The sequence below is a fragment of the Nostoc sp. CALU 1950 genome (assembly GCF_051172895.1).
Lineage (GTDB): Bacteria > Cyanobacteriota > Cyanobacteriia > Cyanobacteriales > Nostocaceae > Nostoc > Nostoc edaphicum_A.
Window position 1 is genome coordinate 97,888 of sequence record NZ_JBDNJQ010000003.1, and the last position, 24,648, is coordinate 122,535.

A 24,648-nucleotide genomic window follows, 5' to 3' on the forward strand; every position below is an offset into this window, starting at 1 on the left:
ACCTTATTCCGCTTCTTCGCCAATCGCGCGATAGTAAGCAGCGATCGCTGCTTCTTGCTCACTGCGAAGGGTATAGCGCCGAAACGCTTTCTCGCTTTGATGTCCTGTTAATTTTCGTGCATGGCTGGGGTCAACTCCCAATAGCAATAAGTCAGTGGCGTAGGTGTGACGAAAGGAGTGAGGGTGCAAATCCTCAATGTGAGCTATTTCACCGATTTTTTCCACCGCGAAGTAAATGCCGTGATAACTCAAGCGTTCACCCTTGTATGAAGCATGGTGTGAAATCATCAATGGACTGAGGCTGGTCAAAACCTCTCCTTGCTGTGAGCGCGTAAGCAAATACTCTGCTAAAACTTCCCGACTCTCTTTTCGCAGTGGAACTAAGCGTGGTTCATTGGTTTTGGTGTCTGGTAAAAATAGCAGCTTGCCATCAAATGAGCCAACATTTAGCTGTACAACTTCCCCAGCCCGGAGTCCATGACTGAGAATGTGAACGAGTGCTGTATCCCGTTGCTTTGTTTCTCCCAATAACTCTAATGCTGACCACACCCGCTCCATTTCTTCAGGGGTCAAACTTTGCGCTGGTGGCAGTGGCACTTTTTCCAGTTTTATCCCCAGTGTGGGATTAGTAGAAATAATTTCAGGATACGTGTAACACATCCATTTGAAAAAGCTTTTGAGAGCCGCAATTCCTGCATTGATGCTGCTTTTGGAAAGCGGTTTACCTGCATCAGTCCGTATTTCATCACGGAGATATTCTTTGTATAGCGCAAGGTGACGTGGACGCAGTTCATGATAATGTAGTTCACTCCAAGCCAAAAACCTTTTGAGTTCGCGTTCATAAAGCTTGCGGCTATTGAGTGCGAGATTGTTGCTGCGTAGAAACTCTAGCACCTTTACCCACCGGATATCGGTTGGTGGTCTTCTAGTTTCTCCTGGCTGTGTGAAATGTAGAGCTTCACGATCAAGGGGAATAAGTTTGATCTCAGGTAAAGAATCTGCGCTGTAGTTCATTCAGTTATATGTAAATTATTTAATAAGTATTAAATATAATTTTCTGTTTATCTACTCATCTGGTGGTGAGGTAGTCATGACTTCTACAACGGTATGATCGTGACCGAAGCGTGCTTGCTCCCATGTAGAATAACGCTGGATTCTCCCGTGATGAGGCCCGCCTAAAACCATCGTTTCAAAAAGCAACGGGGGATCTCCAAAAGTGAGATCGAATCCCGAAAAACTAGTTGATACTTTGGCATCCCCAACTATAGTTTCGGCAACTAGATGTTGTCCGGAATCTTGTACTGAGTGTAAATAATCTTGCCACTCTGACAATGAATTAACAGCAACAGGGGTATGTTCTACGAGTTTGTAATAAAGCATGATTAACAATTTGTGGCTATCACAACAAAAAATTACCCGATTTTATACAAAATAAAGTATTTCTTTTACTACTCCATAGCTCTCTATTAACTAATACATCCTCAATCGGGATGGTGGCAAAGATTCTGCGTTTTGTATCATGTTTATTCCACAGCGAATCCCGATAATTGACGCATTTTAGGAGTATGAAAACCGATGACAATATCTTGTTTAGGTACACCCATTTCCATCAATTCTAAAGCAATATCTACTTCCGTTGTATTTTGTTGAATCCAAATTTTATTATTTTTGATATCTAGGTGCATTATTGGGCCATATATCCGTTTTTGATTGTTCCATCCAATGCTAATAATTTGATAATGGTCATACTCTGCGTCAAAAATCTGTTCGACCTCTACATCTCCATAACTAGGCTTATAATCGATATATTTAGTTAATAATTGCCTAACTTTTGTGCGGTATTCATTTAACTTATCCATTGCTCTATTTCCTCAGTTTCAACGTTATAAATAATCAATTTCAGTTTGTTTTCGTTGACTACAGTTTGAATAAAAGGCAAGTTAAAGAAATCATTATAAGTTACCAATGGGATAGCTAAATATAAATTTCTCGAAGGGTCTTCTGCACGTAATGCAGTCCGATAATTAATAAACTGTCCTAGTGCTGTATGAAATTCTGAAATTTTCGATGCACTGACAAAATTTTTAATTTCAACTGCTATTTTTTCTCCAGCTTTTTCGGCAGCAACTAGGAGTTCTGCACCTAAATCAATCTGAACATCAACTCCACCACACCGAATATTTAGTGGGTCATCTGTAACTAACCAACCATCTTTTTCCAGTGCAGACCTCACAATATTGTGGAATAAATCACGAGCCATAGTTTTAAGGAAGTCGCAAGTCGCAAGTCTCAAGTCGCAAGTAATACCAATTAGAAGTTGGAAGTTGCAGGTCGCAAGTAATTGTCTTGTTATTAAAGCTATGAAAATATATTTATTCTTTATTCGGAGTTAAACTATTAATTCTCGCTTGCCGCTTCCATCCTCCTGCCGTTGGATTTGCTGCCATTCAATCTCTCTTTAATTTTGCGAGTAGAAGCAATGAGTATCCTCACTATTTCCTTAGTTTCTTGAAGCAACGAATCAAATTTACCTTTTTCAACAACTTCAGATTCAATTAAAATTTCCAACCAGTACTCAGTTTCGCGTGCTTCCTTAAGAGCTATTTCCATTTTGTGCAAGAAGTCTTTATCAGACTGAGCCGAACGAGATTCGTGTACATTAGCACCAATACTGGTACCAGAACGTAACATTTGCTTAGAAAGGGTACGGCAAACACCCGGTTTTTCATCAAGAAAGCTACAAGCTTTGATAATTCTAATTGCAAAAGCTTTTGTTCTGTCAGTGATACTAATGCTTTTGTCTCCATTTTCACTCACTGCTTTTACCTTTTTTACTTCTGTTTACCATACTCAGTACTTCTACACTCGGTAAATTGCCCCGTCCCTTGTGCGCGGTCTTTCAACTCAGCACTCTTCATTCTTACTTGCGACTTGCGACCTCCGACTTGCGACTTCAACCATCATACCCGATCGCGGGGGGAGACAAAATAAGATACCCTTATCTTTTATCCGACATTAACTACGATTAACATACTCTCCCCCCAGACACAACACTTCCACCAACATGCGATCGCGGAGAGTGCATGTTGGCAACGGAATAGAACTATTGCGCTGCCGATGAATTTTGCTTGTCTTTGGTATCGCCTATGATGCGTAATCCAGCGATACACACTTATATGGTGCTAACTTTTAGTTATAATTAGCCGTAACTTATTATAGGCACAATTAACTATAGCTTTGACTGAGTGCAAAGATAGTTTACAAAAATTGCTCAGGCGGTTGCCATAATATTGGTTTAGCGAAGAGACAGAGGGGCAGGCATCTGAAGAATGCATTCGGGAAAACCTTTCTCCCTGATCAGGTGCCTGTCCCTCAATCTCTAAGATTCGGATCATGGATAACTGCAACCGCCTTGATGCAGAACCGTCTGGGAATACAAATTGTCTGCTTTAATTACAAAAATCATCTACCCGAATATCCCGCCAGACATCAGAAACCTGCCAGCCGGAATTGCCCACAGATTGTACTGGAGGATTGTCAAGGAATGGAACATAGTCAGGAACTTTAGGCTCTGAAATCGCTACTGGTTTCTCCTCAACCTCAACCATAGGGGCTAGAGAATTGACAGTATTAGCTTCAAGAAGTTGGTCTTCTGCCTCCTCGATTAACTTCATCTGTCTCAGGGTAAGCTTGTCAGATTTTTTGATAATTTTCTTTGTATGTATCTCATTAGAAGTATTCATTGGCTGTTCCCTTGAAGGCATTGGCTTAAAATTTGGATGAGTAAAGTTGGGAGAAGTTAGGTATAAATAATTTGCACAGAATTAACAAGGTACACCAAATCTATGGGAAATACGAGTCTCTTGCTGAAGAATTTACCAATTGAGTACAAATCTGTTTTCGGGTTGATGTCCCAGCATAATCTGTTGCACAGATGCAAGTATTAAGCGATCGCTTCATCATCATGGCTGTACTTCAAGCTTGTACTTCAAGATTGTTTTGCGGTATCGTTTGGTTTACTGAAATCAGCGAACTCCCCCGGAGCAAAGACTTCTTTATTGTTATCAGGTTTGCGAAGTGGATCAGGGTTGTATGCAGTGGGGAGCCGCATATAAACGTATTCACATCTCACCCCATCAAATTTAGTATCGGTGGTAATGCCCCAATCTTGAATGTATGCTCCAGTAAGGTTAGCGCCCGTCAAGTCGGTTCCGTTAAGCTGTGCTTGTACTAGCTTTGCTCTGGATAAATCTACATCTTGTAAATTCGCTTGACTGAGGTTTGCACCAATAAAACTGGCATCTATCAAATTAGCTCCTTTAAAGTTAATTCCGCTTAGGTTTTCACGATCAAAATTACTGTCCTGTCCAACACCTGTCTCTAACACGCTTACCACTTGTGCTTTTTGAAGGTAAGTTGTTCCAGGGCGAACAAAGTCGAGTTTTTTAGTTTTGTTGAAACAGGTACGAATTAGAATGGCTTTTCTAAAATCTGTACTTTTTAGTGTGGCGGCTGTGAAATTAACATCAGTTAAATCAGAAGAGCGAAAGCTGGTACCACCAATAGCTGCAAAAGCAATAGCAATGTTCCGAATCCAAGAGTATTTTTCATCTCCTTCCATTGCTCTGCGACCAATGTTAGCACTAAATAAAATTCCGGCGACGGCTAAGATGAAGGCTAAGACGAAGGCTCCGAGGAAGGCGAAGGCGAAGGATAATGAGGCGACGATTCTGGTTCCGCCTCCGAGGAAGGCGAAGGCAAAGAATCCGAGTCCATTGAAGACGAAGGCTAAGGCTCCAGCTCCGGCGTTGGCAATAGCTAAGGCGATGGCAACAGCTAAGGCGAAGTCTCCGGCGACAGCTAAGGGGCCAGCGAAAGCTAAAGCGCAGGCATTGGCTAAAGTGACGGCTAAGGCTAAGGCTAAGACGCAGGTGAAGGCTAAGGCTCCGGCTCCGGTTAAGGCTAAGGTAACGGCAACGGCAACAGCTAAGGCTAAGACGACGGTGACGGCTAAGGCTGATTTTAATCCTTGGTCAAGGATAACTATAAATAAAACAATCACTACTATTAAGGAAGTCCAGCCGACAACCTGATTTAGTGGATGTGGACTGTCAAATATAAAAGCTATGAATAATCCAGTGAAGGCTGAGAAAAATCCTGAAATTCCAGATAGCACCCAAGAAACACAAACTAAAAAAATAGCCCAACGCTTTTGTAGTCCTGCCTTAGCACCTGTGAAGTTTGCACCATTTAGATTAGCCCCTGTAAAATCTGCACTCTTGATATCTGTGCCACTAAAATTTGCCCCCTCAAGGTTTTGTCCTTTGAAGGAGCGCCCACGAAGATTTTGACCAAAAAAGTCCTGGTGCATGGTTGGGTACTGGATGTCAATTTACTTTTGCTACAGTCATACCAATATTGATTCCATAATTTCAACGTTTGAAAGCGCTTTTATTTTTATATTGCCTCCGGCAAGAGGTAGATGCACGAACAATTCTTTTTTATCCAAAGTCCAAAAAATACTCTCGTGTATAGGTTTTTATTGGGAAATTAGCCATGTTTCAAATATCACGCGGACTGCGTTCTGCTTTGAGAATTCTAGTTGGTCTAATTTGGATGTTTTCAGCGTTTTGCTTTTTACTATTGACTCGCATACCAGTGCTGCTTCCTTGGTTGGCTGTTCTGCCTGACTGGTTGGCTAGGATTGCTATATCTTTTGTGGTTAGTCCAGGGTTTATAATTCTAAGTTGCATTCTCGTTGCGTTGAGCAGTTTATTACTTTGGCATCGATTTTCTAATAAATGGGCAACTATCTTTGCAATCCTTATCCCATTCCTACTCTTCATTGGAACTGTTCTATTTGGTGACATCGATACTCAGGGAACACAACGATACGTCACTGATGCGGCTCAACGCGGTGATGTGAGGAGTACTCGTGAACAGATATTAGTTCGGGGTGGATCGCTTAATCAATTAAAGGCATTGATTTATGTGGGGACAAATGTAAATGTGCGCGATCCACAAGGTCGTTCTGCGCTTTACTGGGCTGGACGGACTGGAGGAGAACCAGAAAGAATTAAGCTACTGCTTCAAGCAGGGGCTAAACCTGATGGAAGGGCACTGGTAAATGCTGCCTTTTGGGGAAGCTTAGATGGCATCAAACTAATGTTTGAAGCGACCCCTGATGATGGGAAAGCGCTAGTAACAGAGGTGGGCAATCAAGCGCTGGAGGCAAACAAGACCCACACGAGAGCAAGTGCTTCAGATCGGGCACAAATTGCTCAGATGTTAATAGCACGAGGAGCAAAGTCGAATGACCAGAAGTAACAGAGGCAAGTGTTCTCTTTAGATTTTCTTTACAAATCAGCGCTCCCTAATAAGTAGCAATTAGCGTTGCTTAAAGCCAATCTTGAGCTAGGGGAGCTTCCGCTTGCGAACGGTTAACCGTCAGATATAGTTGGATTACCCATCGCTATTGGCTCAATGTGGTTCAGTTAAGAAAGTTCCTTTGTCAAGGCAAGGGAACAGTTACGAAAAAGCAGGCTGATTTCAACTGTATTGGTTTATCGCCCAGAGGCACAGGAAATTAGTACAATTTTTTAATACTGGAGTTTTCATTTTTGAAAAAGTATTTGAGCCAAAGTCTACCTATAGTACCAAGCCGGAAACTGAAGATTACGATCCTAACAGTAGGTTCAAGGGGAGACTTGCAACCATACTGCGCTTTGGCTATTGGCTTGAAACGTGCGGGGCATGAAGTAACCGTAGCAACCCATGAGAACTTTGAGCCATTTGTGAGGAAGTTCGATTTAAAGTTTGCAGCGATCGCTGGCAATATGGAAGAGTTTTTGCAATCCAAGCAAGGGCAGCGATTGATTGCGGGAGAAAAGTTGAAAAAAGAAGAAGGAGATAAGCTTTTACTTCAACAGTTAGAATCAGCTTGGAGTGCGTGTGTTGGAAGTGAGGTGATTATCTACACACCGTTAGCTACCTTTGGATATCACATTGCAGAGAAATTAGGCGTACCTTGCTTTTTTGCATCAGTTCTACCGTTGACTCCCACAGGGATGTTTGGGTTTTTGAGATTTGCTCAAATAACTAAAAACCCGCTAAAGAAATTAATCAACTATGGCAGCTACTTACTAGTAGAGTTTTTGCACTGGCAAAGATATCGTCCACTGCTCAATCACTTCAGAACAGAAACTTTGAAATTGCCGCCCTTACCATATTTGGGCAGACGCTTTAGACAGAAGACTCCGGCGAATGTATCACGAATCCCTGTCTTGTATGGATTTAGCTCACACGTAATCCCAAAACCTCGTGACTGGCCTGCATGGGTGTATGTAACTGGTTTCTGGTTTATTGACCAAGCCTCTGAATACGAGCCACCTATGGAACTAGAGGATTTTCTTGGGCGAAAGCAATTACCTTTGTGTTTTGGATTTGGGAGCATGACGATGCCCAATCCAGAATATCTCACACATTACATCGTGGAAGCTCTAAAGAAAACCCATCAAGGCGGGATTATATTATCAGGATGGGGTAATGTTGGAAGAACAGTGAATATAAAAGATTCGCTACGAGTGTTTGTGATCAAGGAAGTTCCCCATGATTGGCTGTTTCCCCAAGTGCCAGCAGTAGTCCATCACGGAGGAGCTAGTACAACGGCGGCAGTGTTACGTGCAGGGACACCATCAATTACTGTACCTTTTTTTGCAGATCAGCCAGTTTGGGGTGAAAAGCTAACTCGGTTGGGAGTCAGCCCTGCGCCGATACCGTACAAGAAACTGTCAGATAAAACTTTAGCAGCAGCGATTGAAATCGTACTGGGCGATGAGGTGATGCGGAAGAAAGCACAAGAGTTGGGTGAGAAAATCAGGGGTGAAGATGGTGTGGCGAAGGCTGTTGAAGCATTCCATCGGCATTTGGGGTTGATTGGGTGAGAAATCCCACACAATTAAAATACATCATCACACTTACAACAGCAGTCAATGTCCCAAGTTAAAGTTGATACCGTACTCTGTGTCAACGGCAGTGTCCTAATGGTTTTTTACACGCCAGGGCATTGCTGGGAATTCCGTATCATCAGCCGCACGGGTGGGATATTCGGGGAACAAAAGATTTATTACACGGCGGAGGCAGCGTTGCGGATGGGGTTGGAGTGGCTGAAGGATGAAGAGTGAGAAGTGTTGATACGACCCAAGGTCAGCACTAATGGCAAGAGACAATCGCTTTTTGTGAAGTGAATTGCTTGAAATTGTACAGTGATTTTTTATTTGTTGCTCCAGTAACTATGTGGAGGCGAATTAATAGAAAAGAAAAGTTGGCGATCGCTACAATCAATATTTCAAGTATTTATACAGAGGTATTAATACTTGCTATTGTATAAAATAAATTTTAGCGAAAAGGTAATAAATACAACTTTATATACTCTACTGAGGTGAAGAAGTCAGTAGAGTATTTTCGTGAGAATCACTGCCCTTGAAAAATCGTCTTGTCTTGTTGCAACCCAACAAAACCTCGTTCTAACAACCATAAATTGAAAACTGCGGCTGCCGTCTCAAGAAATGTAATCGCACTTCTTGAAACATCTATAAGTTGTGCTTCTCTCAATTGTAATCGTTGCCATTAGGAGCAGACAGTTGAATCATCTCAGTAAAACGTGAATACTTAACCGCATCCGTAGGAGGATAATCTGCCGACACAGCAATTAACCCAATTTTTATATCCTCGAAATAAATCACGCCCCCAATACGTCCTTCGATTTGAAAAGCTCCATGAAATAAATGATATGGAGCTATGTAAATCAGCAAACAGTCACTAATCTTTATTGCCCTAGCAAACATCTGCTGACAAGTTTTTTGGAGGACAGCATCTAGGTATTCATTATAAGCAGGCTCACCCATGTCAGTGAATTCCGGCAGATCCGCAAAATGATCCATATAAAATAGCCAGATATCGGACAAGTCTGCATCATTCGTCAGTTTTTGCTTAAGTTCTTGCAATCGGTCGATATTCATATTATGGATATTTAGAAGATAGGGCAAACAGACAGTACTGTTAAAAAATTATCAATTATTTTTGCGTTAATGGGGGAGAAAGAATTGTCACCAAAGGGTTCTACTAAATAGTGGGGGACTTAAATCACGGGATAAATAGACCATTGATAACTGTTCAAATAGGCTAGATAGCAAGTTGAGATAAGCTTATGTTGTCCTTAAGAATTTCTATCTCGACTGGAAAAAGTACTTTATCTTTCATTTGTTGTAGCTCATGTAGGGCATAGGGCGGCCGCATCATGTCAATAAAAACAGTGCATTCTCAATAGATGCAAAAATAATCTCATTAAGGCTTGTTTATTAACAAAATTTTGGCGTAGCAAAGCCCAATGCAGGCATCGCTTTAAGGCTTGAAAAATAAATCAAATGAGAAATACTTAGTTTTTCATTGCTTTTAACCTTGGTTGTGATCAAGAGTAATTTAGATGCGGCCGCCCTGCCCTGGAGCATCTTTACGCTGCTTACTCTTCAACTTAACAAGCGTGCCATTCGTTACCGTACCTTTTTTGCTGATCAGCCAGTTTGGGGTGAAAAGTTAACTCGGTTGGGAGTCAGCCCACAACCGATACCCTACCACTCTAAAAGAAAAACCTAAAAATATACCCAGAAATACAAAATCGACTAACAACAAACGAAATTAAGCAGATTGGAAGTTTGCGTGTTTTTGCTCAAAAAAGCATTAATACATTTAGGTTAATGTTTTAAACAGTTTCGTTACGTATGAATAGACGTAATATAACTAATAAAATACTGGAGTAATGCGGAATTTTTCTAATCAATTTTAAGAGAGTGTTCTGATTTGAAACATTGATTTTTTCATTTTCTGAAATATGCAGCAAGCAAATGTCTAATTCTTCAAAGAACTGTGACTTTTCAACATCGAGAACTATAGGTAAATCTTTTCTGATAGAGTTGTTGACCTTTGTTATTGTAGACACGTAGTATTCACGAGCATCTAGCCCAAGTAATGCAAGAAGGTTTTCATTACTTTTATGCTTGAAGTATGTCATACTAAAAATCAGCACCAAGAAGAACTTACAGACTAATCTTGCCTTCAATCCACTAGAAAGTTGTAGTTGGGATTTAATAATTACACCAAAAAAATCTCCATGTCGATTCTCATCTTCACTCCAGGATTTATAGAAGCTAAAAAGAGGATAAATGGAGTATTCAGGATGAGATTCTAAATGCTCGAAAATGGTTATGTAATAACAGCTAGAAATTCTCTCAGACAGATAGGTAGAGTAGATAAACCATGAAAAAGGTAGAAAAATATACTTTCTATGTTCTTTCTTTAGAAAATCTAATCTAGGTTTAATATGAAAATCTAAGAGGGCTTTATTTAGAAAACTAGCGTGACGGGCTTCATCACGAGACATCAGGGAGAATCCACTTGAAAGGACGCTGTTTGTTTCCTTAAGTTTATATGATAATTCTTTGTATAGGATAAATCCTGAGTACTCAGCAGCACTGTACATTTCCAGAAGTTTAATTATGAGTTCTCGTGCCTCACCTTGAATGTGATCCCAAGACTGATCAAATCTCTGGTCACGTATGTACTTGTCTTTAGTGTAGTCGTTCTTTAGATTGGCGATAGCAGTACTAAAGTCCCCTTGAAAACTTGAGGTATCAGTACTAGAAAGTTTCCTGATGTTAGTTGTATAAAATCCTGGGGAAATGAGGGTTTCTTTCGCTAAAACCTCAGTCTTTGACTGTGTGTTTTCAACATATCCCATATTCTAGATCCTCTATTAAATGTCAGTCTAGATGCTACTTCAAGAGAAGAATTTTAGCAATTCCTGAGTCTCAGATCAGGAATTTGATTGGAAGTGTTGCAGTCTAACGGTAAAGGTGAGCGGCAGCAGATTACCTCTAACTCGTTATCAGGACACCTAATACCAATTCAAAATTCAAATTGGCGATCGCAGGAGTGTTCACAGCAAGCTCTATGCTTACTGTGTGTATTTTTTATCGTTTCTGCTGGAAAGTGATATAACCTCTTTATGCAAAAAAACAACACATTTTTCACTTTGTTAACCTATCTTTTACCTAGACTTACCCTTTAGAGATTGTTAGCCTGGTTTCAGTATTTGACAGTCCCGCTTCATCAATAGAGACTCATCGCTTCTGCTGACAACTTCAAAGCCGAAACGCTTATATAGGCTCACTGCTGGATTGTCGATCGAGACACTGAGAGAGATGGATGACTGTCCACAAGGTGACTCCAATAAATGTGTAAGTAACTGGGTGCCAATGCCTTGACCGCGATATTCAGGAAAAACCGCAATCCCTAATTCCGGTGTGTCATCATCTACATAGCCATAACCTTTATTATTTCTCGTTAGTAACCGCAACCAAACTGCGCCAACAGGTTTTTCTGTCAGGAAATCAATAACCATGAAGCCACAATCGCCATCACTGCCCCAGTCCTGGACATAACGGGCGAGTTCAGGCAAATAAATTACTTCACGTGGCAAAGGAGCTTGACCTTCAGGGAGATACAAAGCCTGATACAACATCTCCCATAGAAACGGCTCATCCTCTTCTTTAAGTGCTTGAATAATCCAAACCATAATTTTCGCCTTGCATCACATTTTTGAGAGGAAGGCTAACTATTTATTATGCGGAAATTTTTTATATAAATACCTCAAATCGGGTGATTATACAGAATTTTTCTATTAAACGTTGCCTGCTGCATCCACTGTCTGATTTGCTTGAGATGGTTGAGTCATCATGACCATAGAGATCACAGATGCAAACAGTGCAGGGCTAGAAAATAAAGTGAGAAAAAATTTGTTCATTTATTCAAAAAAGTTTGTGACTGCTCACACCTTTAAATTATTACTGAGTAATTTCTATATAAATATAGTTGATATCTCAGTAGATAAAAATAGTAATGGGAATTTTACCAGAGTTTGTTTATGTTTATAACGTCTAGAGAGCGTAGAGCTAGCGAGGCTTTACAGGGGCGCACGACTCACGCTCATGCACTGATGCTACTAATTTGTCCTTGAAAGTGGTTTTCGCCAAGACTGTATTAGCAATCCAATTGCCATACCAATGCCGACAATAGCAGTAAAGTAGAATAAACCAATGAACCGGATATAAATCGGTGGTGCGATTCCTTCAACTTCAACTGACTGCGCCACTTTCACCGATGGAAATTGACGGTTAGATCCAGGTTTGGGAGTTGCTTCTACCTCGACTTTGTGGGGTGAGCCATCAAAAAATTGCTCCTGCCATATTAACTTGCCCTGTTGGTCGGGAATACCTTTGTAGGCAAAGACTGTTAAATTATCTTCAAGAGCGATCGCCTTCACTTGTAAAACTACATCCGTCAGAGGCTGTCCTGTTGCAGTATCCTTGACCTGCAACGCTAAATCCGCAAGTTTTCCTACAGTCGCGTTTTTATCGCCTTCAATGCGGACTTCCACCCCATGCGATTTTTGGGTTGATGGTGCAATGGCTTCAGTACTGCTATTGTGTTTGCTGCCGTGAGCCTCTGCGACTTCTGCACTAATGTTAATAAACAATAGGGTGACTATAGCTACCACTGTCAACGCACTTAACAATAGACGGACTGACTGCGGCGCAATTTCTCCTTGTCGCAGTTGTTCTTGTCCGCCAATAACCCAACCGCCTAATAATCCTACTGACAGTAAAATAGCTGCAATAACAGCAGTATATTTATATTTGACTGGATTTTCCCGGACATTCAGATTCAAGGTTTGCTCATAAGGAGCGAAAGCATTTGCTACTAAGGGTGAGACATTCACGCGCAGTTGGTAATTGCCACGGATGGGTAATATCTGCTGAATTTCTAGCTTTCCATCAGGTGCGCCGGCATCCATTTCCAGCAATTTTGTTCCCTCGATAAAGGGAAAATCTGTTGCCAACCAAGGAGTTGGCGGCGGTGTCAGAATTTGTAAGCTAATTTTGGCATTTTCTAACGGTTTACCCACAGCATCAACAGCTTGTAGTGTCAGGGTAACGGGAGATTGTGGTTTTTCTGTTCCTGCTTCAAAAGGATGAATACGTTCTAGTGGTGGATTGGTGGAGAGTAGCACTCTGGGTGGAGGAGTTTGGGAAAATCCTACAAAGGAGTAAAGAATTGACAACGCGATGCAAACAGCGCCAATCATCCCAAACAGTCGATATTTTTTCATAAAACTCAACTCTAAGTGTAGAAACCTGTATCTTTGGTGACTGGTACTTTGATAGCGGTAGGTGAAACTTACCTTACTTGATTCAGCGTCTATTTATCAGCAGTGGAGGAATTCCAGTCAAAAATTTAGTAATTAATTAGACATGAGATGAAATTAAAGTTAAGCGATGTAGAGATTGAAAAGAAAATATCTCTACATCGCCTAAAATTCTTTTCCAGCAAAGGCATTAGTGCGAAAAGAGCGGCATTACTTTCTCAAGTGTCAAAGCATTACCGAATTCACCTAAAACATCTGGGAATTCTGACAATTTTAGTGACACGCAACACCTAAAGTGTGGTGACGCGCTGAGTGTGCTGTGTTATGAGCTGCCGGATAAGTAGAGAACAACACAGTCCAGATAATCAAAGAAGATAACAGCATATAAAGCGTTACCTGCACAGGCTTGGATAGGGTAACACCTGCGGTCTTTTGTAACACTGAAGTAGAAGAAAAAACAGTCATTTTGAACCTGCTATGAATAATTGGGATAATTTATCAATCAAAGGATATTTTGCCACTTGATTGCAAAAAGATATACCATAAACTTTGTATTTGACAAGTGTATAGAAAATGTGTTTTATCCCAGATTAGCCACTTGTTTTTTTAACTATTTTTATCATCAGTTTATACGCTATCTTCTAGGATGGTGAATATCAACGGAGTAAGGATGAGAGTGGCGTATCAATTTGTGTTGATGAGGATGGGTATGTGGTTCGCACTCTAGTATTCCTTGGGGATGGTTATGCTGATGATGTTCATTGTGAACATGTGAGTGTTCGTGCCACATATTTTCATGGACGTGTTCATATTCATTTACTGGAGGCTTTAGGGTAAGTTGTACCACAACCAGCAGTGCTAAACCAACCAAACTGCCATATAGGAATTCACCTTCAGGAAATTTGCTTCCCAGCCACCCAGCCAGAGGATAAGAAATTGCCCACCACAAATGACTCCAAGCAAAGTGTGCGCCGTAAACACGTCCTTGGACATCACGGGGAATGCGATCGGCAATCAATGTTTGGGTGGGTAAGTTTACACAGTTTTGTCCAAAACCAGCCAGTAGCCACAAAATCATCAATACACTCAAAGAAGCATAATTTGCAGGTAGTAGGGACAAAGTTATCAAAACCGCACCGAACAACACAAAGGCAGTTCTGGTAAAGCGTTGACTGATTACAGCAAAAGCTACTGCTGAAAGCGTTGCACCGATACCAAAAGCAGCCATTACCCAGCCGTACTGCACATTTCCTAGTTTCAGTGTCCCTTGGACATAGCCAACGGTATTGACCAAAATCTGCGCTCCGGCAATGGATGCAACTAACTGCATGAAGAGTGCGTATCGAATGGGTGCATCACTAAGAAGGCGGGTTGTACCGTCTTTAATGTCTCGCCAAGTTCTACCACTCGTACTTGATGACTGTTGATTCGACTCTACTCTTAACTGACCAGGTAGAGTAAAAATCAATACTGCCGCCACAAGGAAAGTTACGGCATCCAAAAAGAAAACTTGTCTTGCACCAATGAAAGCGGCGACACTTCCAGCGATACCAGGGCCAAGTACACCAAGTAATTGGTAGGTGGCACTGGAAAGAGCGATCGCACCTGCATAATCATTCTTACCAGTTACTAGAGGAATTGTGGCTTGGTAAGTCGGGGTGAAGAAGGCATTGAAGACGTTAAGAGCAAATACTAAGGCATACACTTGCCAAAGGAGCGTCACAAAAGGTAACAGACTGACAATCACCATCCGTATACAATGCGTTACCACCAGTATCGACTTGCGATCAACACGGTCAGCTAAAGCTCCCGCTAAGGGAGACAGCAAGACAAACGCAGTAATCCGCAACGTCAACGCAGAGGCAAGTACAACCGCACTCTTATCTCCAGCTAACTCGAAAGCAAGTAGAGCCAAACCTACCCAAGTCAGCGCATCCCCTAATAAATTGGTGGTTTGAGCCGCGTAAAGCCGCGCAAACACAGGGTTTCTCAAACTGTCAAAGAGATGAAGCCTGTTCATCATACTCCGATTGGTTTTTTAAAGTTAATTTATCCCTATTTCATAGGGGGATATGTTTTTAAGATTATTCATAGCTTAGTTTCAAAGATATCCCATAGGGGGGTATTTAATAATTTGTCATCTTGCCATGCTTTGAAAATGTCTCAGCTAATCGTCATTTAAATTGCATCTTTGCGTCCTAGCGTCTTTCTAACGATCTGAATTATGCAACTTAAAAGCACATCAGCTTAGGACGAGTCCTAGACAAACCTCATGTGTTGCGATGCGATCACGCCTTCCTTGAAGACTTGCAATCTAATCAATTCTTTCAACTTCCCGACTCCCTCAATATCACCGATTACGCTATCTATTTGAAAGAACCATAACCCGGATTTATCTCGAAAGTACTGCTGATATTTCTAAAAACAGTCCCGCATTATCAAAAAATTAACGACAACGTGAAAGCTTTGTGTTTAAAAATCGGGCATCCGGGTTTGAAATTGGTAAATCAGAAAATTCTCGGTTGGGATTATGACAAACCAAAAAGAATGAGAGCAACCCTTATAGTACGATCTGCTCCCAAAACAACTAAATTTTAATGGTGGTGTGAAAGGAAGAAAGTAGGCGTTATACCTCTTTTTTCCAATGGTTTAGTATCTATTGTCTTATAAAAAAAACCAATAAAATCTGTAAAAATCCTGTAATGTTTTTATTTCCTCCACAGAAATTTTTGGGTGATGTCTAGTTTTAGCATTGATGAAAGTTAGTTAATCCTGAAAATACTATTGCGTCGCTTGTATAGGTCACGGCCTTTTTGCAGTAAGATACTTGCTTGTTTGGTTTGTTGTCGCTGTTTATACATCGACCTCATCAATTCGTAAGTTTGGGCATTGTTCTTATCCAAGTTCATTGACGTTGTTGCGGTTTAGTTATGTTGCACGACGATAACCTTCTTTTGCCCCAGCAGTATCTCTCAAATTCACTTTGATATAATCCACAGCGTAGTAAAAATCACTATCGTTGGGGTTGATGGCAATAGCAAGACGATAAGCACCTAGCGCTGCCTGATAATTTCTTTGTTGAGCATATAAGTACCCAATGCCAGAATAAATTTTGGCATTTTTGGGAGCTATAATGGCTGCTTGTTGATAAACTGCGATTACAGCAGTGCGATCGCCAATATCTACTAATCTTCATCCCTCCTCTAGTAGTTGCTTTAACTGTGGGTTGTTAAATTCCAGGTCGGAGAATTTTTTCCGCAACTTGGGGAAACCAGCGTTGGAGAAAAAACAACAGTTTAGTTTTACCGATTTTTATCTCATAGCGATCGCGTATAAAATCGTTCCAGAATTCATCTACCAGTGCTTCAGGAGATATTTTCCCTTTACCCCGTCCTTGAGTCATGGGTGTATCAACTAAAGGTGCAATAATTTCAAACACTTTAATAGGTGTAGTTTCGAGTTGCCAACGCAAAGCTTTCGTCGCAATATGTAGTCCAGCTTTACTCGCACAGTAGACAGGCGCAGTTTGTTTAGGAACTAACCCCAAGCCTGAAGAAACATTGACAATAGCCGCTTTTGGCTTTGTGAGTAGATGAGGTAAGATGAGTTTAATCAATTGCAACGGAGCAATTAAATTAGTTTGCAACTCTGTCTCGATTAACTCTGTTGCGATCTCTGGATTGACAAAATCATAGTTGTATTGAATCCCTGCATTATTAATAAGAATATTCACATTTGGGTAGCGGTTGACTAGCTTTTGCAGAGCATTAAAATCGTTTAAGTCCGCAACTTCAGTGATCACATCAGGGAAAATTTCTTTGACATCAGCTAACTTCTGTGCATTACGTCCAGTAATAATCACTGTATTTTGCGCTTGCAGAAATTTCCGTGCCAGTGCTAACCCAATTCCTGATGAACCCCCAGTAATTAAAACTGTATTCCCTTTCGTGAGCATTGTAGATTTCTCCACTGATAACTTTACAGCAACCGCAGCCAGAAGGATTTGAGCCACACTCAACCCCTCTGGCAGCAGCAAATAGTCAGACAATGATAATCATTCTTGACAAAGTGTAACCGACCCTTGTACTATCACTTCCAGTAAAATCCTAACTTTATAGGACTTTTAGCCCATTTCGTTGCTTTACCGACCAATATTTTTACTTTTTAAAGTAAAAATTAACACCAAGTTCCATAATAAAGAACCAATACGGACAGGGAAAGGGTTTGAGGATGGTGAGTTTAACGGGAGGGCTTTTATTAAAGGTGAGCTAGTGTGAGGAGAAAATAAAAGATGACAAAAAGCTTGCAGAAGTCGTTGCTAGCGAGTCTCGCTATTTTAGGAACAACGCTCGTTTTTGATAGAGGTGCGGTTGCCGGAGAAACACAAACAACCCCGATCAAACGCAAAATATTAGCTCTAGTCAGAAATTAGCAACAAGCACATACATTACTGTAAAAAGGGCGACAAGGCAACAACAAGTCAACAATTTGTTGCCAGAAATTGTTCGTCAAGATGCTCAATTTTCACGAAATACCCAAGAGAACAAAATCGCGCAGGTTACTTCAGTTTCTCAGTTATCAGACGTGCAACCTACAGATTGGGCTTTCCAAGCACTGCAATCTTTAGTGGAACGCTATGGTTGTATTGCTGGATATCCCAATAGTACATATAGAGGCAATCGAGCGATGACACGCTATGAATTTGCCGCAGGTGTGAATGCCTGTTTAGATCGGGTCAATGAACTAATCGCTACCGCTACATCTGATTTGGTGACTAAACAAGATTTAGCTACGCTGCAACGGTTACAGTCAGAATTTGCAGCAGAATTAGCGACACTGCGGGGTCGTGTAGATAGCCTGGAAGCTCGTACTGCTGAGTTAGAAGCAAATCAGTTCTCCACAACCACAAAACTAGCAGGGGAAGTTGTCTTGGAGATTGAGTGACAAATTTATTCTGGGTGGTTGGGCTGGATACACAAATGCTCGTAACTTATCCTCAGTAGGAGGAACAGTTGACCGTGGAGATGTTGACATTTGGAATTGGGCTGTCACTTTAGGATTTCCTGATTTGGGTAAAAAAGGAAATTTGGCTGGTATCATCGTGGGTATGGAGCCAAAAGTGACGGGTTCAAGCATCGATCAAATTGACGAAGATGAAGATACTTCTTATCACTTTGAGGCGTTCTATCAGTATAGGTTGACAGATAATATCGCTATTACTCCTGGAGTTATCTGGCTAACAGCACCAAATCACAATAATGACAACGATGATGTTGTGATTGGTGTCTTGAGAACCACCTTCAGTTTCTAACTTAACTTCCCTTTAATAAAAAACCATGCCTTGTGCATAGTAGGGCTTTTAGTGATTTCTAGTTTGCTATTACTAGATGTAAATCGAGCTAATACCCAACGAATCTAAACTCCTCTGTTGCACAAGCGTAGGTTTATTAACTTGTAAAAATAAAATTTTTATATATAAAGTAAATTAGATTTTATTTTTAATAAAAATAGTAGGCATCAGCAAATAAAGCTTGGAAACTAGAAACAGTTAATTCGTGGAAATCCAGCAACAGATTCAAACCTATAAAGCTAGATTAAATGTGACTTTCTTAATTACGCATTAGGAAGTTACACATTTAATTTAAATAACTAGGGCGGGCAAGATGCCTACCCTACAAGGGTTTAATTGAATCAGATTATGCAATTTAGATGTTTTTTAGTTGATCAAATTACTTTACCAAATAGGGTTTAGACTAGGGCGTGTCTGCAACTCAATATTTTGCATATCGAAGGTGGCAGTGGTACTAAAAGTTTGTTTTGAGTATAAAATATATCATAACTACTGCTATTTGAAAAAATTTAAGATTTTCTTTTAAATTTCATCTTGTTTTCATAGTCAGCGTTCAACATAGAAATATAAGTTCTACTCAACTATGAATAGAACTTATATTTTTTGTAATAGGCTTGAATAAATGACTCTATTAGACATAAATTCCTCCCTAAGAGTGATATTTTGTCATTCTGACACACCATTTGCTACAGCACAAAAGCCAATTTACCAATAACGGCGGCGGCTGATGTAATTAGACATTGCAATAGAGCTATACACAACATCGTCTTTATTTGCAATCTCACTAAAATTAGGCTGTAAATATAACAGAAAATAAGCCTTATTGAGTGAGCGAGTTCATGAAGCAGTACTTACGGTAATTTTACAAAATTACTCCTTCTTTTAGTAGATGTTAAATATGAATTATCTCACCCAATCTTCATCGTTCAAGAACTTTTCTAGCTCTGAATGTAACAATCGTAATAGATACAAAAAGATTGGCTCTGTAGATGTTACCCAAGCACTGGGAAATGTACCGATTGTACGGCTTGGAAACATCTCCCGTGTATGTCTTGAATCAGAGTGTTTATTGAAGCTTGAGAGCTGCAATCCTGGAGGATCAATTAAGGAGAAAAATGCGGTTTACCTCGTTACGCGTGCGGAGGAAGAGGGACTTCTTACACCTGGAGGTACGATTATCGAGTCAAGTTCAGGCAATTTTGGCGTTGGGCTGGCAATGGTGGGAGCGGCACGAGGATATCGAGTCATTATTGTAGTTGATGCAAAAACTGCTCCACCGTTTCGGCGAATGCTTGCAGCATACGGTGCAGAACTTGTGGATGTACCTCTTCACGAAGCAGACGAATCAGGCTCGATGCAAAAGGCACGAATGAAACGGGCGAAAGAGCTTGCCGCAACTATTCCTCATGCTTGGTATCCGTGTCAGCACTTAAATCCTCTGAATCATGAGGCACATTTGTACTACACGGCGCGTGAGATTGAAGCTCACTTTCCTTCTGACCTTGATGCTGTGGTGGTTGGTGTTAGCACTGCGGGGCAGATAATGGGAATTGCCCGCTATCTTCTACCCCGGTTTCCTGGACTGCACGTTGTTGGTGTCGATGTTGAGGGGTCAGTGATTATGGGAACACCAGCAAAACCATACAAGATGACAGGTATTGGGTTATCATTTTTTCCACCTAATCTCGATCTCTCGCTCCTAAGTCGTGCTTATGTAGTGCCTGAAGCGATCGCCTACTCGGTGTGCCATGCACTTGCACGTCGTGAGGGATTACTTCTGGGTGCGTCAACTGGGGCAATTGTGGCTGGTGGTTTGCATCTGGCGCGTGACCTTGGCCCCGATGCACGTATTCTCATGATCAACCCCGATAGAGGCGATCGCTATCTTGAAACTGTGTACGATGCCAATTGGCTTTCTCATAACGGGTTTGCACTGATGGAGGGGGAGCATCTTGATGATGCGATCGCCTCACTGAGTCCCGTGTATTTTTAGTACCTCATCGGATAGCATTAAAAAATTTCATGAATACCCCACCCCAGCTTGAGGAAGGTAAGAACGCACTTCAAAAGCGATCGCTCCTGACGCTACTCACCCAATTTATCCCTCTTTCTCTGTCCGATGTAGCCATGACCCTTGGTGATCCGCTTCAGGCAGCAGCACTCAGTCGCCTTGCATTCCCTCAAGAAACCTTAGCAGGAGTAGGTGTCGTCAAGGCAGTTGCTGTATTTCTGGAAAGCCCCATCATTATGATCCTTCATGCCTCAACCGCACTGGGGAACCATAGCGCGTCTCGGCGTGCGCTTTGGCAGTTTACAATGATTGCAGGACTCTCCCTCAGTGGGATCTTTCTGGTACTCACCTGGGAGCCTTTATATAACTGGCTTCTTCTTGATGTATTTGGAGTCAGTTCTTTCATCGCCACACGAGGCAGAACTCCCTTTCTTTTGATGTTCCTGTGGCCGTTCGTCATTGCTTGGCGACGATTCTTTCAAGGGCTTCTGATCCGCGCTCGAAAAAGTGTTCCTGTAGGATGGGCAAGTGTGGCACGATTTACTTGGGTAATTGTAGCCCTGGCAATAGGAGTGAATCTTAAAAGTGATGGGGCAGTGCTTGCGGGTATTACTATGATGGGAGCAATACTTATTGAAGCAATGCTAGTCACATGGTTCTGTTCGCGTCTTAGTATTACCTCTATTCTTGACCAGCAGACACACCAGGATATTAAGAAGCTTCCTAAAACTTTTCAAGGTGTCACATTTTACTATCTTCCCCTTGCCTCAACAATGCTGGTAATCTGGGGTGCGAGGGCAATACTCTTGAGTTTCGTTGCTCGCTCATTCGATGGTAGTCTTGCTCTTGCCGTATGGCCTGCTGCCTGGGGACTGGTTCTTTCTATTGCCAACGGTACACGAATGGTTCAGCAAGTAGTAATTTCATCTTATGAAGAGACTTCAAAGCAGACACTTGCTACTTTCGTAGTTCTTGTCGGTTTGGGTTTTACCTCAATACCATTTTTTCTGGGGTTTACGAGTCAAGGATTCTCGCTGCTTCGCCAGTTTTTTGGTGATAATCCATCTCTTGTAGAAGCAGCAATTCCAGTCATACAAGTGCTTTCGTGCTTACCCCTCCTCCTTGCACTCCAAAATACATTTCAAGGGCTTCTGATTCACCGCGCAAAGAACTGGTTCATTAATCTGGCAACATTAATTGCGGCTGCTCTCACCTTGATAGTATGTGGAAGTCTCATTTTCACCGGACATAGTGGAGCTACTTCAGCAGCCTATGGAATGATTGCAGGAATTGTGAGTGAAATTCTGGTACTTATTTTCGCACTGCAACGTCAATAATTCAGTGCAAAAATGCCGTTGCCGAATTGAATGATGAAATTCCAAATACAGGAGCGATCGCACTAGACAAACTACTATGGTGTATGGGTTATAGATGTTTGCGTAGGTGCGATCGCTCCCTATTTCTAATTTACAGTTTTCCACTCGCTTCAAGGTTATACCAATTCTTTGTAAGGCTGCGCCAAACCTTTTTTACTTCTTCTTTCTTTGCGTCCTTGACGTCCTTCTCTACGAGACGTTAAGCGTTGGCGGAAGCCTCTCGCAGAGAAGGCGGTTCGTTTTTATTTCTTGCACTTCATATCATGTCCGGCAAATTAGTTATAGTTACCACATCTGTGCAAAAATCGGAAAACCCTCTTTCCCCCTGCTCCCTGCCCCTGCCCCCTTGCAGTCTTAATGATAAGCCTTTAACCGGACACGATATCAGTCCTAATATGGTTTAGCGCATCTTCATACAGACTTGGTATTATACATGGCTACAAATTTTGGATTCATCTGCCGTATTAATTGCCATACAAGCGTTTTAGAGTAGATAGCACATTTGTATGATGTAAGTTCATCTGAAAGCTGCAATATTTTCCTGATTTACCCTCACAACACTTTCACAGTTATGTTCTTAATTTCATCCTAATTTCATATCTGTGTGAAAAACTATTAAGTTAAGTGGTTAAGTTGGCTTCGTGAACAAATTCCAAGAGCAAAACCGCTTGCTTGCCAAAAGCGGTTCTCGAAATCCCGCTTAAAAAGTCAACCAACGTCTAAGCACAAACCTACACCATAGTAACTCAAGGACACAAAATAGCGATGGGAATCTCTAACAGTCTCCAACCACCTACAGTAATTCGTTGTGTTTCCGGCACACTCCTGAGCCTTTTATTACTAACAACTCCCACGGCTGTGTTAGCTGGTGCTGGACACGATCATACTGGTGGAAGTTCATTTCAGGGTAGTGGAAGCGAAGCAAGTGGTTCTGTCGAAGTTGATGCCGAAACCGCCCAGAGGCTAGGAATTAAAGTCGAGCCAGTGAAACGGCAACGGCTAGCTTTGGGTATTAAAAGCACTGGACAGATTGAAACCTTACCTAGCCAAAAAGTGGAAGTGAATACCCCAATTACAGGGGCAAAAGTGGTTGAATTGTTGGTGGAACCCGGTGCTGTAGTCAAAAAAGGTCAACCCCTTGCCGTTGTCACCAGTCCTGACTTAGTGGAGTTGCGGGTGAGTTCCCAAGAAAAACGAGCGGAAGCTACAGCTTCTTTGCAGCAAGCGCAAACCGATTCCAAATTAGCTCAACAAAATTATCAAAGATATTTACAAATATCTAACGCCGACATTGCCCAAGCCCAAAGCCAGGTAGCATTTGCTGAAGAAAAATATAATAAAGATTTACAGTTAGCTAATGAAGGCGCTTTACCACGTCGCAACGCGCTCGAATCTCAAACACAATTAGCGGAAGCAAAAGCCAAACTCACCTCAGCCAACAGCAGACGAGATATCATTGAAAGCGAAGCCCAAATGAAACGCGCCCAGTCTGCTGTTCAAGTAGCACAAGAGCGTTTACGTCTTAGTGATTCTGCTTATAATACTAGACTGCAACAAATAGGCAACCGTCCTAACGCCAAGGGATTGGTGACAGTGACTGCTCCCATCTCCGGTAAAGTTGCCGATCGCCAAGTTACCCTTGGTCAAACTTTTAATGATGCAGGTGGCACACTCATGACTATTGTCAATGATAGTCGGGTTTTTGCCACAGCCAATATTTATGAAAAAGATTTAGACAAAGTAAAAGTAGGTCAAAGAGTAAGTCTAAAAGTTGCTAGCTTACCAGACCGTACCTTTTCTGGAAAGATTACACAGATTGGTGCGGTAGTACAAGGGGAAACACGGGTTGTCTCAGTACAAGCTGAAGTAAATAACCCAGGTGGACAACTCAAACCTGGAATGTTTGCGGAATTGGAGGTACTAACAAACCAATCATCCGCACCTATCTTGGCGGTTCCTAGCTCGGCTGTAGTAGATGCGAATGGGAAAAAAATGGTCTACGTCCAAAATGGGAATGCTTTCCAATCTGCGGAAGTGACCTTGGGTCAAACCTCTGGGGACATGGTTGAGGTGAAGACGGGTTTGTTTGAGGGAGATGCGATCGTCACCCAACGTGCGCCCCAACTTTACGCTCAATCATTGCGGGGTGATAGTAAACCAAAAGAAGAAGAACCCAACGAAGAAAGTGGTTCTCACGCAGAAGAAACTGAAGTTCAAACTAACAGTTTCCCAGTACCTTTGTGGTTAACAGCAGGTGGAGGAGTAGCACTTGCGGTAGCTGCTTTCATGGGAGGTGCTTTTTGGTCTAATCGTCGTACCCGTTTAGTACCAGCAGGTAATTTAGAGTACGACGGGTTCAATTATGAAACAGAGGTTTATCTCGACAACCACAAGCAACCAACCATATCTACTTCTGATAAAAATGTTGAGGAGCATGATCGTCCTCGACATTCAGATGGTGGTTAGTGATTAGCAAAGTTGCAGATAATAAATACCTGAAGTTTGGTTCTGCTAGATTTTCTAACATCAAGCCAACCTACAACAAGACTATTTAGATTGTGAACAAAACAGTTTATAAATCTCACGCTACAGACGCAAAGAGTATAAGAATGTAGTTTGTTCATATCCTATGTAGAAATGCTGTAAATTT

Annotated in this window: 23 protein-coding genes and 2 pseudogenes; 8 read left to right on the forward strand and 17 right to left on the reverse strand. The window is 41.5% G+C overall.

From position 1 onward, the window contains the following. Nucleotides 1-3: 3 nt before the first annotated feature. The 7 genes from ABF638_RS01715 to ABF638_RS01745 all read right to left on the reverse strand — a co-directional run bounded on the left by ABF638_RS01715 (nt 4) and on the right by ABF638_RS01745 (nt 5,371). On the reverse strand, nt 4-1,014 hold the full coding sequence (locus ABF638_RS01715; protein WP_435019698.1) for a tyrosine-type recombinase/integrase: 1,011 nt from the start codon (nt 1,012-1,014) through the stop codon (nt 4-6). 51 nt (nt 1,015-1,065) lie between these two features. Further along, nucleotides 1,066-1,380: a hypothetical protein gene (locus ABF638_RS01720; protein ID WP_435019700.1), complete on the reverse strand. Its 315-nt coding sequence runs from the start codon at nt 1,378-1,380 to the stop codon at nt 1,066-1,068. Between the two features lie 143 nt (nt 1,381-1,523). Next, a complete protein-coding gene (locus tag ABF638_RS01725) occupies nt 1,524-1,859 on the reverse strand; it encodes a XisI protein (RefSeq protein WP_190936671.1) in 336 nt (111 codons plus the stop codon). Next, a complete protein-coding gene (locus ABF638_RS01730; protein WP_190936670.1) occupies nt 1,847-2,260 on the reverse strand; it encodes a XisH family protein in 414 nt (137 codons plus the stop codon). The genes ABF638_RS01725 and ABF638_RS01730 overlap by 13 nt, the downstream gene beginning before the upstream one ends. A gap of 137 nt (nt 2,261-2,397) precedes the next feature. Beyond that, on the reverse strand, nt 2,398-2,817 hold the full coding sequence (locus ABF638_RS01735; RefSeq protein ID WP_435019703.1) for a four helix bundle protein: 420 nt from the start codon (nt 2,815-2,817) through the stop codon (nt 2,398-2,400). 632 nt (nt 2,818-3,449) lie between these two features. Further along, entirely contained in the window at nt 3,450-3,743 is a 294-nt protein-coding gene (locus ABF638_RS01740; protein ID WP_435019705.1) for a hypothetical protein, read from the reverse strand. Nucleotides 3,744-3,988: 245 nt separating this feature from the next. After that, a complete protein-coding gene (locus ABF638_RS01745) occupies nt 3,989-5,371 on the reverse strand; it encodes a pentapeptide repeat-containing protein (RefSeq protein ID WP_435019707.1) in 1,383 nt (460 codons plus the stop codon). A 185-nt stretch (nt 5,372-5,556) separates the two neighbouring features. Between ABF638_RS01745 and ABF638_RS01750 the strand changes: the two genes are divergently transcribed. Together ABF638_RS01750 and ABF638_RS01755 are read left to right on the forward strand one after the other, a co-directional pair. After that, the gene (locus ABF638_RS01750) at nt 5,557-6,327 is read left to right on the forward strand and encodes an ankyrin repeat domain-containing protein (protein ID WP_435019709.1); all 771 of its coding nucleotides are present in this window, start codon (nt 5,557-5,559) and stop codon (nt 6,325-6,327) included. Between the two features lie 305 nt (nt 6,328-6,632). Then, the gene (locus ABF638_RS01755; protein ID WP_435019775.1) at nt 6,633-7,943 is read left to right on the forward strand and encodes a glycosyltransferase; all 1,311 of its coding nucleotides are present in this window, start codon (nt 6,633-6,635) and stop codon (nt 7,941-7,943) included. A 529-nt stretch (nt 7,944-8,472) separates the two neighbouring features. Here the strand turns inward: ABF638_RS01755 and ABF638_RS01760 are convergent. The 6 genes from ABF638_RS01760 to ABF638_RS01785 all read right to left on the reverse strand — a co-directional run bounded on the left by ABF638_RS01760 (nt 8,473) and on the right by ABF638_RS01785 (nt 13,225). Further along, nucleotides 8,473-8,613: a hypothetical protein gene (locus ABF638_RS01760; protein ID WP_435019711.1), complete on the reverse strand. Its 141-nt coding sequence runs from the start codon at nt 8,611-8,613 to the stop codon at nt 8,473-8,475. Next, nucleotides 8,610-9,020: a hypothetical protein gene (locus ABF638_RS01765; protein WP_435019713.1), complete on the reverse strand. Its 411-nt coding sequence runs from the start codon at nt 9,018-9,020 to the stop codon at nt 8,610-8,612. The genes ABF638_RS01760 and ABF638_RS01765 overlap by 4 nt, the downstream gene beginning before the upstream one ends. Nucleotides 9,021-9,760: 740 nt before the next feature. Continuing rightward, entirely contained in the window at nt 9,761-10,795 is a 1,035-nt protein-coding gene (gene acsF, locus ABF638_RS01770) for a magnesium-protoporphyrin IX monomethyl ester (oxidative) cyclase (RefSeq protein ID WP_435019715.1), read from the reverse strand. A 336-nt stretch (nt 10,796-11,131) separates the two neighbouring features. Further along, on the reverse strand, nt 11,132-11,632 hold the full coding sequence (locus ABF638_RS01775) for a GNAT family N-acetyltransferase (protein WP_435019717.1): 501 nt from the start codon (nt 11,630-11,632) through the stop codon (nt 11,132-11,134). 105 nt (nt 11,633-11,737) lie between these two features. Next, nucleotides 11,738-11,860, reverse strand: coding sequence for a hypothetical protein (locus ABF638_RS01780; protein ID WP_435019719.1), 123 nt, complete (start codon nt 11,858-11,860; stop codon nt 11,738-11,740). 198 nt (nt 11,861-12,058) lie between these two features. Continuing rightward, nucleotides 12,059-13,225, reverse strand: coding sequence for a hypothetical protein (locus tag ABF638_RS01785; RefSeq protein ID WP_435019721.1), 1,167 nt, complete (start codon nt 13,223-13,225; stop codon nt 12,059-12,061). Between the two features lie 147 nt (nt 13,226-13,372). On the opposite strand from ABF638_RS01785, the gene ABF638_RS01790 reads away from it, so the two are divergent. Further along, nucleotides 13,373-13,555, forward strand: a complete 183-nt coding sequence (locus tag ABF638_RS01790) for a hypothetical protein (RefSeq protein WP_435019723.1) — start codon at nt 13,373-13,375, stop codon at nt 13,553-13,555. On the opposite strand, the gene ABF638_RS01795 is transcribed toward ABF638_RS01790, so the two are convergent. The 4 genes and pseudogenes from ABF638_RS01795 to ABF638_RS01810 form a co-directional block, all read right to left on the reverse strand. Beyond that, nucleotides 13,535-13,726, reverse strand: coding sequence for a CbtB domain-containing protein (locus tag ABF638_RS01795; RefSeq protein WP_190895214.1), 192 nt, complete (start codon nt 13,724-13,726; stop codon nt 13,535-13,537). The two genes, ABF638_RS01790 and ABF638_RS01795, sit on opposite strands and share 21 nt — an antisense overlap. 169 nt (nt 13,727-13,895) lie before the next feature. Next, nucleotides 13,896-15,281: an MFS transporter gene (locus ABF638_RS01800; RefSeq protein ID WP_435019777.1), complete on the reverse strand. Its 1,386-nt coding sequence runs from the start codon at nt 15,279-15,281 to the stop codon at nt 13,896-13,898. Between the two features lie 742 nt (nt 15,282-16,023). Next, nucleotides 16,024-16,522, reverse strand: a pseudogene (locus ABF638_RS01805) (tetratricopeptide repeat protein). Continuing rightward, entirely contained in the window at nt 16,491-17,216 is a 726-nt protein-coding gene (locus tag ABF638_RS01810) for an SDR family oxidoreductase (RefSeq protein ID WP_435019779.1), read from the reverse strand. The pseudogene ABF638_RS01805 and the gene ABF638_RS01810 overlap by 32 nt, the downstream one beginning before the upstream one ends. 548 nt (nt 17,217-17,764) lie before the next feature. Here ABF638_RS01810 and ABF638_RS01815 point away from each other — a divergent pair. From ABF638_RS01815 to ABF638_RS01835, 5 genes and pseudogenes are all read left to right on the forward strand, one after another. Continuing rightward, nucleotides 17,765-18,199, forward strand: a pseudogene (locus ABF638_RS01815) (iron uptake porin); the annotation flags it as partial. Beyond that, nucleotides 18,198-18,572: an iron uptake porin gene (locus tag ABF638_RS01820; RefSeq protein ID WP_435019725.1), complete on the forward strand. Its 375-nt coding sequence runs from the start codon at nt 18,198-18,200 to the stop codon at nt 18,570-18,572. The pseudogene ABF638_RS01815 and the gene ABF638_RS01820, both read left to right, overlap by 2 nt. 937 nt (nt 18,573-19,509) lie before the next feature. Further along, the gene (locus tag ABF638_RS01825; protein ID WP_435019727.1) at nt 19,510-20,604 is read left to right on the forward strand and encodes a cysteine synthase family protein; all 1,095 of its coding nucleotides are present in this window, start codon (nt 19,510-19,512) and stop codon (nt 20,602-20,604) included. 29 nt (nt 20,605-20,633) lie between these two features. Then, nucleotides 20,634-21,959 (forward strand): hypothetical protein, encoded by a 1,326-nt coding sequence (locus tag ABF638_RS01830; protein WP_435019729.1) that lies wholly within the window; start codon nt 20,634-20,636, stop codon nt 21,957-21,959. An 804-nt stretch (nt 21,960-22,763) separates the two neighbouring features. Next, entirely contained in the window at nt 22,764-24,464 is a 1,701-nt protein-coding gene (locus ABF638_RS01835) for an efflux RND transporter periplasmic adaptor subunit (protein ID WP_435019731.1), read from the forward strand. The last annotated feature ends 184 nt before the right edge of the window (nt 24,465-24,648 follow it).

Bases quoted from the DNA above. Each gene is read 5' to 3' on its own strand.
- ABF638_RS01715 (WP_435019698.1), bottom strand. From the start codon at position 1,014: ATGAACTACAGCGCAGATTCTTTACCTGAGATCAAACTTATTCCCCTT.
- ABF638_RS01720 (WP_435019700.1), bottom strand. From the start codon at position 1,380: ATGCTTTATTACAAACTCGTAGAACATACCCCTGTTGCTGTTAATTCA.
- ABF638_RS01725 (WP_190936671.1), bottom strand. From the start codon at position 1,859: ATGGATAAGTTAAATGAATACCGCACAAAAGTTAGGCAATTATTAACT.
- ABF638_RS01730 (WP_190936670.1), bottom strand. From the start codon at position 2,260: ATGGCTCGTGATTTATTCCACAATATTGTGAGGTCTGCACTGGAAAAA.
- ABF638_RS01740 (WP_435019705.1), bottom strand. From the start codon at position 3,743: ATGAATACTTCTAATGAGATACATACAAAGAAAATTATCAAAAAATCT.
- ABF638_RS01745 (WP_435019707.1), bottom strand. From the start codon at position 5,371: ATGCACCAGGACTTTTTTGGTCAAAATCTTCGTGGGCGCTCCTTCAAA.
- ABF638_RS01750 (WP_435019709.1), top strand. From the start codon at position 5,557: ATGTTTCAAATATCACGCGGACTGCGTTCTGCTTTGAGAATTCTAGTT.
- ABF638_RS01765 (WP_435019713.1), bottom strand. From the start codon at position 9,020: ATGAATATCGACCGATTGCAAGAACTTAAGCAAAAACTGACGAATGAT.
- acsF (WP_435019715.1), bottom strand. From the start codon at position 10,795: ATGGGATATGTTGAAAACACACAGTCAAAGACTGAGGTTTTAGCGAAA.
- ABF638_RS01775 (WP_435019717.1), bottom strand. From the start codon at position 11,632: ATGGTTTGGATTATTCAAGCACTTAAAGAAGAGGATGAGCCGTTTCTA.
- ABF638_RS01780 (WP_435019719.1), bottom strand. From the start codon at position 11,860: ATGAACAAATTTTTTCTCACTTTATTTTCTAGCCCTGCACTGTTTGCA.
- ABF638_RS01785 (WP_435019721.1), bottom strand. From the start codon at position 13,225: ATGAAAAAATATCGACTGTTTGGGATGATTGGCGCTGTTTGCATCGCG.
- ABF638_RS01790 (WP_435019723.1), top strand. From the start codon at position 13,373: ATGAAATTAAAGTTAAGCGATGTAGAGATTGAAAAGAAAATATCTCTA.
- ABF638_RS01795 (WP_190895214.1), bottom strand. From the start codon at position 13,726: ATGACTGTTTTTTCTTCTACTTCAGTGTTACAAAAGACCGCAGGTGTT.
- ABF638_RS01800 (WP_435019777.1), bottom strand. From the start codon at position 15,281: ATGAACAGGCTTCATCTCTTTGACAGTTTGAGAAACCCTGTGTTTGCG.
- ABF638_RS01810 (WP_435019779.1), bottom strand. From the start codon at position 17,216: ATGCTCACGAAAGGGAATACAGTTTTAATTACTGGGGGTTCATCAGGA.
- ABF638_RS01825 (WP_435019727.1), top strand. From the start codon at position 19,510: ATGAATTATCTCACCCAATCTTCATCGTTCAAGAACTTTTCTAGCTCT.
- ABF638_RS01830 (WP_435019729.1), top strand. From the start codon at position 20,634: ATGAATACCCCACCCCAGCTTGAGGAAGGTAAGAACGCACTTCAAAAG.
- ABF638_RS01835 (WP_435019731.1), top strand. From the start codon at position 22,764: ATGGGAATCTCTAACAGTCTCCAACCACCTACAGTAATTCGTTGTGTT.